Origin of the sequence: Bacillus paranthracis (assembly GCF_024296885.1) — a bacterium.
Lineage (GTDB): Bacteria > Bacillota > Bacilli > Bacillales > Bacillaceae_G > Bacillus_A > Bacillus_A paranthracis.
In genome coordinates this window covers 1904984-1919977 of sequence record NZ_CP101135.1, presented here as the reverse complement: position 1 = coordinate 1919977, position 14994 = coordinate 1904984, and the positions used below count along the sequence as shown (strand labels likewise).

Here is a 14994-nt window from a genome sequence, read left to right as displayed (position 1 = left end):
ATACTAGCTTTCTTTATAATCCAATATGTTCTTCTTTATTTACAGTAATCCCTCTATGATCAATTTCTAGCTCACACACTTTCATAGACGTAAATACTCTCGCTAATTGCTCAGCAATTTCTTGACGTTTCTCATACGGCGTTAATATAAAAATAGATGGTCCTGCACCGCTAAGCGCTGTACCGTATGCACCGAATTCTTTTGCACATTTACGAATAGATGGTAATAACGGTACAAGCTCTAAACGATACGGCTCGTGAAAATGATCCCTTTCCATCATTTCGCCTACAACTTTCCATTTCTTTTGACATAAAGCAGCTACTAATACATTACTTATTGCACTAGCCTTAACAGCTTCATGAAACGGGAATACATCTGGTAATACAGATCGACTTTCATCTGTATTTAGCTCTTCATTTGGAATAAGAGAAATAACACCTAATTCCTTACTTTCAATTCTTACAACCGAAACATTCTTCCCATCAAGTGCTCCGATTACAGTTCCTCCTAATATAGAAGCAGCAACATTATCAGGATGACCTTCAAAATTTGTAGCAATTTGAACTCTTTGATCAGTCGTTAAGTTCAATTTTCCGAGTTGATTCGCAAGCTCTATCCCAGCTACAATTGCTGATGCACTACTTCCTAGACCTCTTGTTAGCGGAATGTTACTAGTAACTTCTATTATATAGGGTGATAAAGAAGGACATACTTTACATGCCGTGCTAACAATTAAATTTTTATCGTCTGTCGGAATTGAATCTTCAAAGGAATGGATTACTTGCCATTTATCAGCTTTTTCTTTAACTACTACATGTAAATATAATGACAAAGCTATTCCTACTGAATCGAATCCAGGTCCAACATTCGCTGTACTAGCAGGAACACGAATACTTAATGGTATCACGACATAATCACCCCTTTAATATGCTCTTTAATTTGTTCTATATTATTTGAAACACTTGCAATATCTAATGTATTAGCAGAGATTGCGATATCAGGATCTTTCAAGCCGTTTCCAGTTAAAACTGCAACAACTGTTTCTCCTTTTTTGATTTTTCCAGATTGAACATGTTTCATTACGCCAGCTAATGAAGCATTTGATCCTGGCTCAGCGAAAACCCCTTCCGATTTTGCTAATAATCTATACGCATGTAAAATTTCTTCATCTGATACCATATCTATTTCACCGTGAGATTGCTCAGCAGCCTCTACTGCATATGACCAACTTGCTGGGTTACCGATGCGAATCGCTGTTGCAATTGTTTCTGGCTCGTCAATTACATGCCCTTTTACAATAGCAGCTGCTCCTTCCGCTTCAAATCCATGAATTCTTGGCTTCTTATATCCTTTTTCTTTCTCATATTCACAGAAACCCTTCCAGTACGCTGTAATATTCCCAGCATTCCCAACAGGAATCGCTAAAACATCTGGTGCACTTTGCAATTGGTCACAAATTTCAAATGCTGCTGTTTTTTGCCCTTCAATTCGATAAGGATTTACCGAGTTAACTAATGTGATTGGCTCTTCTGCAGCAATATTTCTTACAGCCTTTAGTGCATCATCAAAATTTCCTTCTATTGAAATGATTTCAGCACCATAGGCAACTGCTTGCGCTAATTTTCCATGTGCAATCTTTCCTTCCGGTATTACGATAATACATTTCATTCCAAGGCGTGCCGCGTATGCGGCAGCCGATGCTGATGTATTGCCTGTCGATGCGCAAATAATGGCCTCCGAACCGTCTTCTTTCGCCTTTGCGACTGCCATTACCATACCACGATCTTTAAAGGAACCTGTCGGATTCGCTCCTTCGTACTTACCATATAACTGAATCCCTAATTGTTTTGATATATTTAATAACGGAATAAGGGGTGTATTTCCTTCCATTAAGCTCACATCAGGTGTGTTTTCATTTACCGGTAAATAAGAAGCATATTCGTTTAATAGTCCTTTATACATATTGTTTTTCCTCCTCAATAATGTAGTAACTGTTTATTTCACTTGCGACATCTTCTATCGCTCCTAAAACTCGTTCGAATTGATACTTTGAAGTTTGATGTGTCACAACAACGACTTCTGCAAGTTCACGATTTAAAGGTAATTGAATCACTTCTTTTAAACTTACGGAATAATTAACGAAACATTCTGTTATTTTTTGCAACATCCCAGGTTCATCTCGTAATGAGATACGTAAGAAATATTTCGAAACGACTTCTTCATCTCCTTGTAATTCATACGGTTCCGGTTCTTTTAACACACTTTTATTTTTCTGAACTTGATTCATATTTTTAACGATTGAAATAATATCACTTACTACAGCAGAACCAGTCGGTAACTTCCCAGCTCCAGGTCCGTAAAACATTACTTCTCCTACTGCTTGACCGTGAACATATACCGCATTAAATTCATTATTTACATTCGACAATGGATGATGATTTGGTAATAGAGTAGGTTCTACACTTAAATGAATGGCTGATCCTTGTTTCTCTGCTTTCCCAATTAATTTCATAGTAAATCCTAACTTTTCAGCCATTTGTAAATCTTCTTTTTCTACCTTTCGAATCCCTCTTACTTGCACATCATCTAAAGAAACATTCATCGAAAAACCTAAGTTTGCAAGAATAGCTACCTTTCTCGCCGCATCTAGCCCATCTACATCCGCTGTTGGATCTGATTCTGCGAACCCTAATTTTTGTGCTTCCTGTAAAGCCTCTTCATACGACCATCCATTTTGACTCATCTTTGTTAACATATAATTTGTTGTTCCATTTACAATTCCCATTATTTTTTCAATTTGATCTGAAGCTAATCCGTCTGTTAATCCTCTTAACACTGGAATACCACCCGCTACACTTGCTTCATAACATAGCTCACAATCATTATCGTTCGCCAGTTGGAGAAGCTCTGCACCGTATACAGCCATTAAATCTTTATTTGCTGTTACGACATGTTTCTTATTTCGTAAAGCTTTAACAATATGCTGCTTCGCTTCTTCAATTCCGCCCATTACCTCTACTACAATATCAATATTTGAATCATTTAGAACTTCATCGACATGACTTGTTACTACAATTCCATCAATGCAAACATCACGTTCTTTTTCTACATCACGTACGACGACTGTCTTCACCTTCACTTCATACCCTGTATCAAGTGTAATTTTTTTATAATGTTCTTTCAAAATATGGACAACACCACTTCCGACCGTACCTAATCCTAATACCCCAACATTAATGACGTTATTCATCTTCTAATCTCCTCCACAATTTTATTATTTATCCCTATCAATCACCTTGCTCTGCTTTTTAACCATGCAGGTGGTGGTTATTTCCGTACGTACAAATCGTTTCATGTTACAGCACCTCCTTCCAAAGTAATAAAAAAACACACTCATCCCTAGGAAAGGGACGAATGTGTCTTCGTGGTTCCACCCTTGTTCCAATCCAGACGCATTTCCTCCTAGATTGCTCAAGTTCAGATAACGGCTGATACCGTCAATAATTACTAGATTACTCGTTCACTATTGAAGTTCAAAGGTGGTAAAACCATTTCTCGTGTTAGGAAGCTCACACCCTTGACTTCCCTCTCTGTAAACCGTAAAAATGATTTCGTGTCCTTATCGTTACTTTTTCGTTCATGTTTATTTGTTAACTCATTATACTCGCATAAAAAACAAAATCAATACTATTTTTTAATTATTTTAAATTTTCAATCTGTAATCCATAAAAAAACACACTCATCCCTAGGAAAGGGACGAATGTGTTTTCGTGGTTCCACCCTTGTTCCAATCCAGGCATATTTCCTCCTAGATTGCTCAAGTTCAGATAACGGCTGATACCGTCAATAATTACTAGATTACTCGTTCACTATTGAAGTTCAAAGGTGGTAAAATCATTTCTCGTGTTAGGAAGCTCACACCCTTGACTTCCCTCTCTGTAAACCGTAAAAATGATTTCGTGTCCTTATCATTACTTTTTCGTTCATGTCTATTTGTTAACTTATTATAGTTATCAATTTTTTAAAAAGCAAGCCTATTTTTGTTCATTATTTTTAAAAATACGAATCATTTTATTTTAAAATAACAAATCATCTAATATAGATTTCTACTCTTGCACATGTATCCATCACTTACAAACTAACAAGATTGATATTAAATTCTCATTCTAAAACGTTTAAAGTTTCACACCTCAACACTATATTTAAAAAATAATTTTTTAATACAATCTTTCCCTATAACTTTCTTCTAAAGAACGTGCAACATCTTCTTCTGAAGTATTCACTTTCGCATGCTCCAGCAATATTTTTGCTGCTGAAGGTAACTCTTTTTTATTTAACCAAGATTCTGGATCCCACATTTTTGAACGAATAAAAGCTTTTGCACAATGGATATAGCATTCCTCTACCTCAACCACAATTCCAAGTAACGGATTACGTCCATTTGCCTGCATTTTTTGCAAAATTTCTTCGTCGTTTGTTATATACGCTCGGCCATTTATTCTGAGTGTCTCCCCAAGGCCTGGGATGAAAAAGATTAGTCCTACACGTGGATTGGAAATAATATTCAAAATGGAGTCTATACGACGATTGCCTGGTCTTTCTGGAATGATAATTTTATTATGATTTAATACGTATACAAATCCAGGTGCATCTCCTCTCGGCGATGCGTCACACTCTCCTAATTTATTTGCAGTAGATAATACTAGAAAAGGAGATTTAGACAGAAAATCTACGCAATGGTGGTCTAATGATGAAATAACCTTTTTCAAAGCTCGCTCACTGGGTTTCCCTAATATTCCCCGTAATTCTACCTCAGTTGAAATAATCGATTTTATTTCCTTACTCTCTATTCCCACTAATAACGACCCCTTTTTCTTTATTTTCCCAAAATTCAATACGATTATTGTATAATAAAATTTGCAGAAAGGGGAATTAAAATGACAGAATGGTTAACGATATTTGATTCTGAAAGAAATACACTTGGGAAGAAATTACGTGATGAAGTGCACCGTGACGGTGATTGGCACGAAACATTTCATTGTTGGTTTGTAGAAAAAGATGATACAGATATGTTTTTATATTTCCAATTACGCTCTAAAAATAAAAAAGAAGCTCCACTTATATGGGATATTACTTCCGCTGGACATATTATGCATGATGAAGATGTACAAATTGGTGGCCTTCGTGAAATCGAAGAAGAATTGGGGCTTTCCTTTCAAACTACTGATTTAGCATACAAAGGAATCTTTAAAATAGATTATGAAATTTCAAATCTTACGGATCGCGAGTTTTGCCATATGTATTTTCACAATGTCATCGATCCACTTCCATTCGCACCGGGTGAAGAAGTAGACGATGTGATGAAAATACATGCAACTTCTTTTCTACAGCTATTAAAAAGAGAGATTTCATCTTTTACAGCTATTTCTGTTTTAAACAATAAGCCGATAACGATAACATTTGAAGATATTTATCCATATGATATTGCATACTATGAATTTGTTATAGAGCAAGGAAAAGAATTACTAAAAAATAATGATTTGTAAATAGAATGGGACTCCCTACTAATATCGGTCGGGAGTCCTATTTTTCATTATTGCTCAAGTGTCTTCAACGTTTTCTCTACTCGTATGAATAAGCGAATGATTAGTACTAGCATAAAGATCATTATCGCTAACGTTGTATGGGGATATTTAAACAGTATACTAATAAAACTTCCTATCAACATCATAATGAATCCATTTTGTTTCATCACTTCTGCGCTATACCTATTACCTGCATCCCATAATTCTTTATTTTTCATAGATCGTTTCGTACGATAACCATATGCCGCATTAATATCTGTCGGTGGATTTTTTTGAAGGACAATTGCCGCTAGTATAAATATAATACCTATTAAAATACTCATTCCTATGTTTATTAGTGTATACATCAATTATATCCCCTCCTAACAGCTTCATTATACGATGCAATCCTGTTTTTTCCAATTCTACAACGCATTCACTTTCGCTCTTTCGATGTCTGAAACATGCTTGGAAGTGTTACAAAACGTGCTCCTTTCGTTTTTAACTGCGGAATCATTTTGTCTAGCGCCTCTACAGATCCTTGCAAATGTCCACCTGGAGTTGAATGTTGAAGTATGATACTACCAGGGAATGAGTTCCCTAACACATTATTTGTAATCGTATCAGCACTTACCCCTTTCCAATCAACCGTATCAACACTCCACTGTACAATCATAAAATTTTGCTCAGTTGCCCACTTCAATTGATTTTCAAGTATTTCACCATACGGCGGGCGTATAAATTTAGGAGCATAGCCGGCTATACGTTTTAATATTTCTTCCGTTTTTATAATTTGATTACGGTACTCACCCTCATTTACTTTCGCTAAATTAGGATGGCTATACGTATGATTACCAATTACATGCCCTTCATTCGCAATACGCTTTACTACATTTGGAAACTTTTCAGCATTTTCACCAAGCAGGAAAAAAGTCGCTTTTACATTATGTTGTTTTAACTTATCTAATATTTTTGGCGTGAATTCTAAATCCGGTCCATCATCAAATGTAAGAGCAACTTCCGCTTTATTGTACGGTCCTGAAAATGCGTACGCATATTTTTCAACCCAAGAAAATGGCGTCCACGATCCACGATCATCTGCTTTCATTTGTACTTCATAATTTTGAGGGATATATGCGTATGGCAATGAGTTTATATAGTCTCCATAGTAAAATGAGTTATATGGCATATAAGCATACGAAACATCTCGTTCTAGTCCCCATTGATATGGAGCAAACATTTGTGGCGAATAAAAATAATACATGATAAAAACCTCCCTAAAATTTCATATGTGATTCCTCTACACTTTGTTAGAGAAATTGTTATTCATAAACAAAAATAAGACTGTCCGTAATTTGGACAGTCTTACTGCTTACTATTATTAATAAATTGATGTACTACCTTTCGGCAAAGCTTTCACGTGTTTTAAATAGTTCGTCACTTTATCATCATCATCTTGCGGATATCGATACCCATATGTGTTAGCAATTTCATTCGCCACTTCCCTAAATAAATCACCCATGACAAAGAATGATTCCCATATGTTTTCATATTCTGCATTAGAAAATGTCTGTTTAAATTGCTCCCACATTTCCCCTTCAAAATATTGCTCAAAATGCTTTCCAAATTTACCTGCATTAACTGTAAAGTCTGTTTTCATACCAATATGCCATTCTAGCATTATGATGAACATATCTCGCACTGGGCCATCAAGCATCCATTTCACATAAGAAAGTTCCTCTCGCCATAACCCTTTTGCCACATTCGTACTACACCACCAAAATTCATTACAGCAACCTAAAAACTCTTTTTCTGTAGGCTTTTTTATTAAGTAATCTTTATCGCTTGCTGGCGGGAATTCTTCCATACAATTCTCTTTATCGAGAAGTAATTTACTTAAACTATCTTGTCCAACGAACTTTTTTATTAAATCAACCGGAACTAATGTTAAATCAATCCGATTTCCATCCATGAACTGCATTAAATACGGAAACTTCCCGTCTCCATCTGGTGGAACTAATGACATTTCTTCTGGCATTTGTACAATCATTATTTCTCCAAACCTATGAATCCAATTATGATTAGACGTAAAGGATTGTATATCTTTTACAACATACATAATATCAAAGTCTTGAAAACAATCTCTTTTCACATGTGGATTTACACGCGATCCATTCATAATGACAGCTCGAATTCTTTCATCCTCTTTTGCTGTATTTATAATTAAGTCTAACATTTCTTTTTCAGTTCTCATCTATTCCTAACCTCCAATTTTTATATAAACTTATATTTTTAAGTATGTTGGAGGTCCACGGGCTAACTGTGTTGTATACGATACATGTTATAATTTTTCAAACATCTTTTTCATTCTATTTATCTCCTTTCGTTATTCTTTTACGACTGCCATTACAAATCCATCGTACCCTTTACTTCCGACTGTTTGAAGCGCTGTAGCACTTACACGCGGCTCAGCAGCTATTAGCTCATAGAAACGACGTATTCCTTGTACGCGAGGGTCATTACTCGTATTGTCAATAACTTCTCCTTCACGTACTACGTTATCCCCAATAATTACAGTCCCTGGACGTGATAGTTTCAGCGCCCATTCAAAATAAGCAGGATTATTTTGTTTATCAGCGTCTATAAAGATAAAGTCAAATGGTTCATACTTCTCATTTTCTATTTGCTGTAAAGAATCTAAAGCTAATCCTACTCGTATTTCAATTTTATCAGTCAAATTGGCACGTTCAATATTGCTACGTGCAATTTCAGCATGTTTTTCACTCGCTTCCAATGTAACAATCCGACCACCATATGGCAATGCCCTTGCAAGCCATATGGTGCTATATCCACCTAGAGTACCAATCTCTAAAATATTTCGAGCTCCTTGAATTTGTACTAATAATTGTAAAAACTTATCTTGCGTCGGTGATACGTCATGTGCCGGTAAATTAGCTGTAGCATTTTCTTGAAGAACTTCTTCTAATGTAGAATCTTTCGGTATTAATACATCACTCATATATTGATCAACAGCCGTCCACTTCTCAATCATACTCATGGAAATACCATCCCCTTCAATTTCTCAATGCTTTTCTACCATTCACTTTTGATTATACCGAAAATTCTGTTTTATACACAAATATAAAGAAGGGATATCTACTCCTTACAGAATAGATATCCCTTCTTTTAAATATAAATTTAATTCCTATGGATTAGTAGACCAAAGTCCAGCTGATTTAATAAATGTACGTTTATTTAATTTCAGCTGCGCTACGATAAACTCTGCAATATCTTCTGCTTGCATTACTTTATCAGGATTTCCGTCAGTTAATCCTAAATCTACAGCCATATCTGTTGCTACTGTACTTGGTGTTAAAGCTGTTACGCGAATATTATGTTTACGAACTTCCATCGCTAACGATTCTGTTAAGCCAAGAACACCAAATTTAGAAGCACTATATGCACTTGTTACAGGTGCACCTTTTTGTCCCGCTGTAGATGAAATGTTAATGATATCACCAGATTGTTGTTCAATCATGCTTGGTAAAGCTGCACGAGTTGCATAGTATACACCCATTAAGTTTACTTGAATGATTTTTTCCCAATCAGCAACGTCTAGTTCTAAAAACTTACCGAACTTAGAAATACCAGCGTTATTAATTAAAATATCGATAGATCCTAAACCGTTTTTTAACGTCTCAATTGCAGTAGTCACTTCTTCATATGAAGAAACATCAGCAGTCGCAATAACTGCTTTTACGCCTTCTGCTTCTACTTCTTTCGCTACAGCTTTTAAGTTTTCTTCTGAGCGAGCTAAAAGACCTACATTTACGCCCTCTTTCGCTAATGCGATCGCTACAGCGCGACCAATCCCTCTACCTGCTCCTGTAATTAAAGCATTTTTGCCTTGTAATAATTCTGCCAAGTATAACACTCCTTAATCATCTCTGTTATGTATTATATTAAAATTGTATCTATGTTTATGTAAAAAGGCAATGATGCACTTTCATGTGCGTAGGTTACTTCTAGGTAACTATAAAAGTTTTTATTTATAATCCTCATACTTTTTCCGTAATTAATGTAAAATAGAAATAAATTCCACACAGGAGAGTGTTTATGTATGAAAAGAAAAAAATGATACTTGCTACTAACTGCAGTCGGACTATGTATCATATTTTTGGCTATGTACTTTATATTTGGTAATCCACTATATTATAAAGTAATAGAAAAAGAAACTAACGAATATCTCCATACTATAAAAGGATATAAGCAAAAAGAAATACAAAGCATAACCGGAAAATATACTTACCTTTATAATATCGACTATTATGCAGAGGTAGTATATAAAGACGAACCTTATTTTACATACCCTTATACATACGATAATAATAAAAAAATAATACGAGACAATGGCATTTTAGGAAGACATACTGAATCATTTGAGCATCTTAATTTAAATTGGTCACTGTTCGATCAACTAATACAAGGGATTCATACGAACTTACAAGAAAGAGGTTTAAGTGAAAAAAGGATTATTCTATACGACACGTTCATTTCATTGATATAGATGATGATAAAAACGGTGCAGAAGCATGCGTTGACTTTAAGAAAGATAAAAAATCAGATTATTCATACGGTATGAATAATGAAGGAAAAGCTTATCAATATAGTTGCAGTAATGGGAAATGTATTTTTAAAGAAAAATAGTGTTAGAAGGTTCCCCCTTCTAACACTATTTCTCTTCATGATTCGGAATACGTACAATAAATTCCGTACCACTGCCTTCCTCACTCTCGACTTTTATTTCTCCTTGATGAAGGTCGAGTACTTTTTTTACGATAGCCAAACCTAAGCCACTCCCTCCATAAGCACGATTTCGTGAAGAGTCTGCTTTATAAAAACGCTCAAAAATATGTTGCTTCTGTTCTTCGGATATACCAATTCCCGTATCACGTATACGTACTTCTACTAATGTCTCATATTCTTTTAGCTTGATTGAAATCGTACCGCTACTTGGAGTAAATTTAATACTATTATGAATTAAATTAATCCAAACTTGACTCATACTTTCTTGGTCAGCAGTTATATGCACTTTTTCTAAATCAAGGTCTAATTCAATTTCTTTCTCAGCCCAAAGCGGTTCACTATTTAATACAATTTGTTTTAACTGTTGATCTAATCGATAAGTTACTCTTTCTGGTGTATATTCTTCCGACTCTAAAAGGGTAAGCTTCAGTAAATTTTGACTTAGTTTAGATAATCTCGTCGTTTCCGTTTCAATAATGGTCAGGTAATGCTCTCTCTTTTCCTCGGAAAGATTGTTATCTTGTAGCGCTCTAGCAAATCCTTTTATAGAAGTTAATGGTGACTGTATTTCATGAGAAACATTCGATACAAATTCCTGGCGCATTTTCTCCATCGCATTTAGTTCATCTGTCATATCATTTATACTTTTTACGAGCACACCAATTTCTCCATTATATTTCTCTTCATTTCGTATTTTTACGGAGAAGTCCCCTTTTGCAATTTTTTTTATCGGTTCAATAATAGTCCAAATCATCGCCTCTCGCTTCGGTCTCATTAATACTCCAATCAACACCCAAATAAGAACAATAAATACAAAGCCGACCATATCACTAATTAAAAAAGTAACAAAAGGTGATACTCGTATTTCAAGAGCATTTATTACACTTGATGATACATAAAAGGCTATAGACCAAATTATTGTGAGAAAAGAAAAGAGAGCTAGTACCGCTCCAATCACTTTCAGTATCTTCACCTTATTCATTCGCTCTCTTCTTCTCATTTACTTACCTCTAAGCGATATCCTAAGCCTCTTATCGTTTTAATACTAAATTTCGACTTCTCTTCTTGGAACTTCTCACGTAACCGATTTATATGAACGTCTAGTGTACGCTCATTCCCTTCAAAATCATATCCCCATACATCTTCAATTAATTGCTCTCTCGAACAAGTTCTCCCCGTTTTAGAGCCTAAAGTAAAGAGCAATTCGAATTCTTTTAGTGGTAACGTAACTGTTTGTTCTCCAATTGTAACTTCAAATGTTTTACGATTTAACAGTACATTTCCAACTTGAATTGATTGCGATACTGTAATTTGGTAACGTTTCAATAACGCCTTAACTCTCACTACTAGTTCTATCGGATCAAATGGTTTTACAAGATAATCATCCGTTCCAAGATGAAATCCTTTTACTTTTTGAGACGTTTCTCCTTTAGCAGTTAACATCAAAATCGGAATATCATAGTATTTCCTTAATTCAAAACATACATCAAATCCATCCATATTCGGCATCATGATATCAAGAATAACCATATCAACTTTCACTTCATCTATTTTTTGAAGTGCATCTAGACCATCAATTGCTTCATATGTTTGAAATCCTTCCCGCTCTAAAAATACAGAAACAAGTTCTCTAATATGTGGATCGTCATCTACTATTAAAATTTTTGGTAGCAAAGAAAACCTCTCCTTTCTACGTAGCATCTTTTATATAACTTTTAAAAATGAATCACCAGCGGAGTATAAGCCCCACTGATGATTCATTTTATAATACGCCCTCTTTAATTTTCAATTGTTGCGTTGCAAATTCACGATACATGTCATGTGTGCGTAACAATTCATCATGTGTACCACTACCTGTAAGATTCCCTTTTTCTATAAAGATAATTTTATCTGCATCTACTACAGTAGAAAGTCTATGTGCAATAACTAACGTTGTTCTGCCTTTCATTAAGTTATTTAATGCCTTTTGAACGACAGACTCTGATTTACTATCTAAACTAGAAGTTGCTTCATCTAACATAAGAATTTGTGGATTTCGAAGTAACGCTCGGGCAATGGCAATTCGCTGTCTTTGTCCTCCAGAAAGTTTCACACCACGTTCTCCAACTTCTGTTGCATATCCATTTGGCAAATCATGAATAAATGCATCCACATATGCCATCGCCGCTACTTTTTCAATTTCTTCATCTGTCACTTCTCCCTCAACGCCGTAACAAATGTTATCCCGAATCGTTCCATCAATTAACGGACTATCTTGTGAAACGTAACCAATTTGACGTCGCCATGACTGTAATGAATAGTTCGTAATTGTATCTTTCCCTAATTTAATAGCACCGCTAGTTGGCTCATAAAAACGTTCTAATAGTGAAAATAATGTCGTTTTCCCGCTACCACTTGGCCCTACGATCGCTGTTACTTTTCCTGATTCAATTGTGAAATCAATATTCTTTAACACTTGCTCTTCTTCGTTATACTCGAAATGTACATTTTCAAGAACAATTGGTTGCTTAGCATTTGTGACTTTCACACCAGTTTCATGGTCTTCTACTTCATATTCTAAAATTGTATTAATTCTTTCCGTTGCACCAATTGCCTTTTGGAATTGTGTAAAGAACATAGATAATTGACTCATCGGCATTATAATTTGAACTAAATATAAAATAAACGCTACTAGTTCCCCAGTTGTTAATGCACCGCTAGAAACTCGCATCCCACCATATCCTACGATAATAACAAGCAATGCCATTAAAACAAACGACATAACTGGTGAAATTAACGCTTGCACTTTTCCCTCTTTCAAACCAAATTGCAATAACTTCTCGATACCTTTATTTCCAGTTTCATATTCTCTTTTTTCTGTGTTCGAAGATTTCACTAAACGAATTTCTGATAATACTTGCGTTAGCACACTTGTAAAAGAAGCTGTTTCATCTTGAAGTGCTTTTGAAATCTTATACATTTTTCGTCCTAGTGGAACTAAGATCAGTACTGATAATGGAATAACCGTTAAAAGTAAAAGTGTCATTTTCCAATCTAAAACAAATAATACGATTAATGATCCGACAATTGAAATACCGCCTGTTAATAAATTTGACAAATGCTCAGAAATTAATGTCTTCACAACACCTGTATCATTTGTCATTCGGCTAATTGTATCGCCTGTTCTATTTTGATCATAATAAGATACTGGCAATATAAGTACCTTTTTCCACAAACGTTCTCTCAGTCCGGCTACAATCTTCTGCCCGATATAATTTAGTAAATATATAGATAATCCTGCAGCTATAGTTTGCATAATAAAGAATGCGACTAGCCCAACAATTTGTCCTGTACTAATTGACGAAAGTGAAAAATTATCTACTAATCCTTTTGTTAACATCGGAATAAATAAACTCGCTCCCGTAGAAAGCAAACTCATGAATAACGCAAAAACAAGAATCCCTTTCGGAGGATTTGTATCTTGAATAAGGCGTAAAAACTGCCTCCAACTCCCTTTTTTCTTTATTTCATTTCTAACTTCCATTTCTGTCATCTCCTCGTGTTAAACAAAACTGTTCTTTCTAAAAATAGAATACAATACGAATGTAAACTGAATGTAAACACACTTTTTCTGTTTTTACAAAATATACATAAAAACTCATCTTTACAACAGATATAAACATCTGATATTATTACCTGGTACTTAATATTATTCTATGTGAATGATAAATAACTAATTTACAATACTATATAAATCTCCAGTTATTGAAAGGAGTATCCTTTTTGCAAACAAATATACATTCTAAAAAGGAAACAATTATTTTTATTCATGGTTTAGTCGGCAATCGTCGTGCTTTCAAAAAAGAACATAAACGATTTTCCGCCTCTTACAACATTATCACTTATGACTTATTAGGTCACGGCGATGATAAAGGAGAAGCTATCGAATTTTCATTACAGCGTCTCGTTGATCAATTATTGAATTTATACGAAAAAGAAGGCATTCAAAAAGCTCATATTTGCGCTTTAAGCTACGGCTGCTATATCTCTACCATTTTTGCACAAATGCATCCAGAAAAAGTTTTGAGCATTTGTCATATTGGTGGACATTATAATAACCCTTCCCTTTTATATAACGTATTTCAAAAGTTTTGGGAGAAGCGAGGAGACGATTACTCTAAATGGCTCTCTCAATACGCAAATACCATTTTTCCAAGTGGCATACTAAAGGCAAGTCCGTTCGCAGTCATTTCAAGAAATATTTATTATCGGTTCGGATTGCAATTACATTCATCAATTATTGCTCAATCATTACGTCATCGGTTAGAATTCGATTTAAAATCTAAATTAAAATCACTTCCCCACCCTATTCTATGGGTAATGGGCGAACATGATCATCTCTATAAATCTTGTCTTTTTGATTTAAAGTCCATTCTTCCTAACGTTTTATATAAAGAAATACCGTTAGCAGGACATGCAGCAAACTTATTCCGCCCCAACTACTTTCATGATCTATACGCTCGATTTTTAAACGGGAAGTTACAGTAAAAACTATTACATCCCAATTTATTAAACTATAAAAAGGCTTCCCAAGTTTCCCTGGAAAGCCTTTTCTCTATACGAAAAGTATATAATTTACTTTTTC

General features: G+C 34.9%; 14 protein-coding genes, 1 pseudogene and 2 other annotated features. Of the genes and pseudogenes, 3 read left to right on the top strand and 12 right to left on the bottom strand.

Annotated elements, in window-relative coordinates:
- Positions 1-13: 13 nt before the first annotated feature.
- The 4 genes from thrB to NLJ82_RS09730 all read right to left on the bottom strand — a co-directional run bounded on the left by thrB (position 14) and on the right by NLJ82_RS09730 (position 4856).
- A complete protein-coding gene (gene thrB, locus NLJ82_RS09745; protein ID WP_000612668.1) occupies positions 14-907 on the bottom strand; it encodes a homoserine kinase in 894 nt (297 codons plus the stop codon).
- Entirely contained in the window at positions 904-1962 is a 1059-nt protein-coding gene (thrC, locus tag NLJ82_RS09740; RefSeq protein WP_000276447.1) for a threonine synthase, read from the bottom strand. Before thrC ends, thrB begins: the two co-directional genes overlap by 4 nt.
- On the bottom strand, positions 1955-3250 hold the full coding sequence (locus NLJ82_RS09735) for a homoserine dehydrogenase (RefSeq protein ID WP_001066918.1): 1296 nt from the start codon (positions 3248-3250) through the stop codon (positions 1955-1957). The genes thrC and NLJ82_RS09735 overlap by 8 nt, the downstream gene beginning before the upstream one ends.
- A 153-nt stretch (positions 3251-3403) precedes the next feature.
- Positions 3404-3635 (bottom strand) — a binding site (T-box leader).
- 114 nt (positions 3636-3749) lie between these two features.
- Positions 3750-3981 (bottom strand) — a binding site (T-box leader).
- 236 nt (positions 3982-4217) lie between these two features.
- Complete coding sequence (locus NLJ82_RS09730; RefSeq protein ID WP_000510748.1) at positions 4218-4856, bottom strand: pyridoxamine 5'-phosphate oxidase family protein; 639 nt, start codon at positions 4854-4856, stop codon at positions 4218-4220.
- An 81-nt stretch (positions 4857-4937) separates the two neighbouring features.
- On the opposite strand from NLJ82_RS09730, the gene NLJ82_RS09725 reads away from it, so the two are divergent.
- Positions 4938-5546, top strand: coding sequence for an NUDIX hydrolase (locus tag NLJ82_RS09725; RefSeq protein ID WP_000141390.1), 609 nt, complete (start codon positions 4938-4940; stop codon positions 5544-5546).
- 47 nt (positions 5547-5593) lie between these two features.
- Here NLJ82_RS09725 and NLJ82_RS09720 read toward each other — a convergent pair whose 3' ends face one another.
- The 5 genes from NLJ82_RS09720 to NLJ82_RS09700 form a co-directional block, all read right to left on the bottom strand.
- Positions 5594-5932, bottom strand: a complete 339-nt coding sequence (locus NLJ82_RS09720) for an SdpI family protein (RefSeq protein ID WP_000288317.1) — start codon at positions 5930-5932, stop codon at positions 5594-5596.
- Between the two features lie 68 nt (positions 5933-6000).
- Positions 6001-6828, bottom strand: a complete 828-nt coding sequence (locus NLJ82_RS09715) for a peptidoglycan-N-acetylglucosamine deacetylase (RefSeq protein WP_000291220.1) — start codon at positions 6826-6828, stop codon at positions 6001-6003.
- Positions 6829-6945: 117 nt separating this feature from the next.
- Positions 6946-7818, bottom strand: a complete 873-nt coding sequence (locus NLJ82_RS09710; protein ID WP_001258508.1) for an aminoglycoside 6-adenylyltransferase — start codon at positions 7816-7818, stop codon at positions 6946-6948.
- 132 nt (positions 7819-7950) lie between these two features.
- Positions 7951-8622, bottom strand: a complete 672-nt coding sequence (locus NLJ82_RS09705) for an O-methyltransferase (protein WP_000061721.1) — start codon at positions 8620-8622, stop codon at positions 7951-7953.
- Positions 8623-8769: 147 nt separating this feature from the next.
- On the bottom strand, positions 8770-9489 hold the full coding sequence (locus tag NLJ82_RS09700; RefSeq protein WP_000818985.1) for a 3-ketoacyl-ACP reductase: 720 nt from the start codon (positions 9487-9489) through the stop codon (positions 8770-8772).
- Positions 9490-9705: 216 nt separating this feature from the next.
- On the opposite strand from NLJ82_RS09700, the pseudogene NLJ82_RS09695 reads away from it, so the two are divergent.
- Positions 9706-10271: pseudogene (locus NLJ82_RS09695) on the top strand (DUF3139 domain-containing protein).
- Positions 10272-10296: 25 nt separating this feature from the next.
- Here NLJ82_RS09695 and hitS read toward each other — a convergent pair.
- The 3 genes from hitS to NLJ82_RS09680 all read right to left on the bottom strand — a co-directional run bounded on the left by hitS (position 10297) and on the right by NLJ82_RS09680 (position 13893).
- Positions 10297-11370 carry an envelope stress sensor histidine kinase HitS gene (hitS, locus tag NLJ82_RS09690; protein WP_001254316.1) on the bottom strand — a complete coding sequence of 358 codons (1074 nt, stop codon included), beginning with the start codon at positions 11368-11370 and terminating at the stop codon, positions 10297-10299.
- Positions 11367-12044, bottom strand: coding sequence for an envelope stress response regulator transcription factor HitR (hitR, locus tag NLJ82_RS09685; protein ID WP_000937026.1), 678 nt, complete (start codon positions 12042-12044; stop codon positions 11367-11369). The genes hitS and hitR overlap by 4 nt, the downstream gene beginning before the upstream one ends.
- A gap of 88 nt (positions 12045-12132) precedes the next feature.
- Positions 12133-13893, bottom strand: a complete 1761-nt coding sequence (locus NLJ82_RS09680; protein WP_000453859.1) for an ABC transporter ATP-binding protein — start codon at positions 13891-13893, stop codon at positions 12133-12135.
- A 239-nt stretch (positions 13894-14132) separates the two neighbouring features.
- On the opposite strand from NLJ82_RS09680, the gene NLJ82_RS09675 reads away from it, so the two are divergent.
- Positions 14133-14897, top strand: a complete 765-nt coding sequence (locus NLJ82_RS09675) for an alpha/beta fold hydrolase (RefSeq protein ID WP_001194312.1) — start codon at positions 14133-14135, stop codon at positions 14895-14897.
- The last annotated feature ends 97 nt before the right edge of the window (positions 14898-14994 follow it).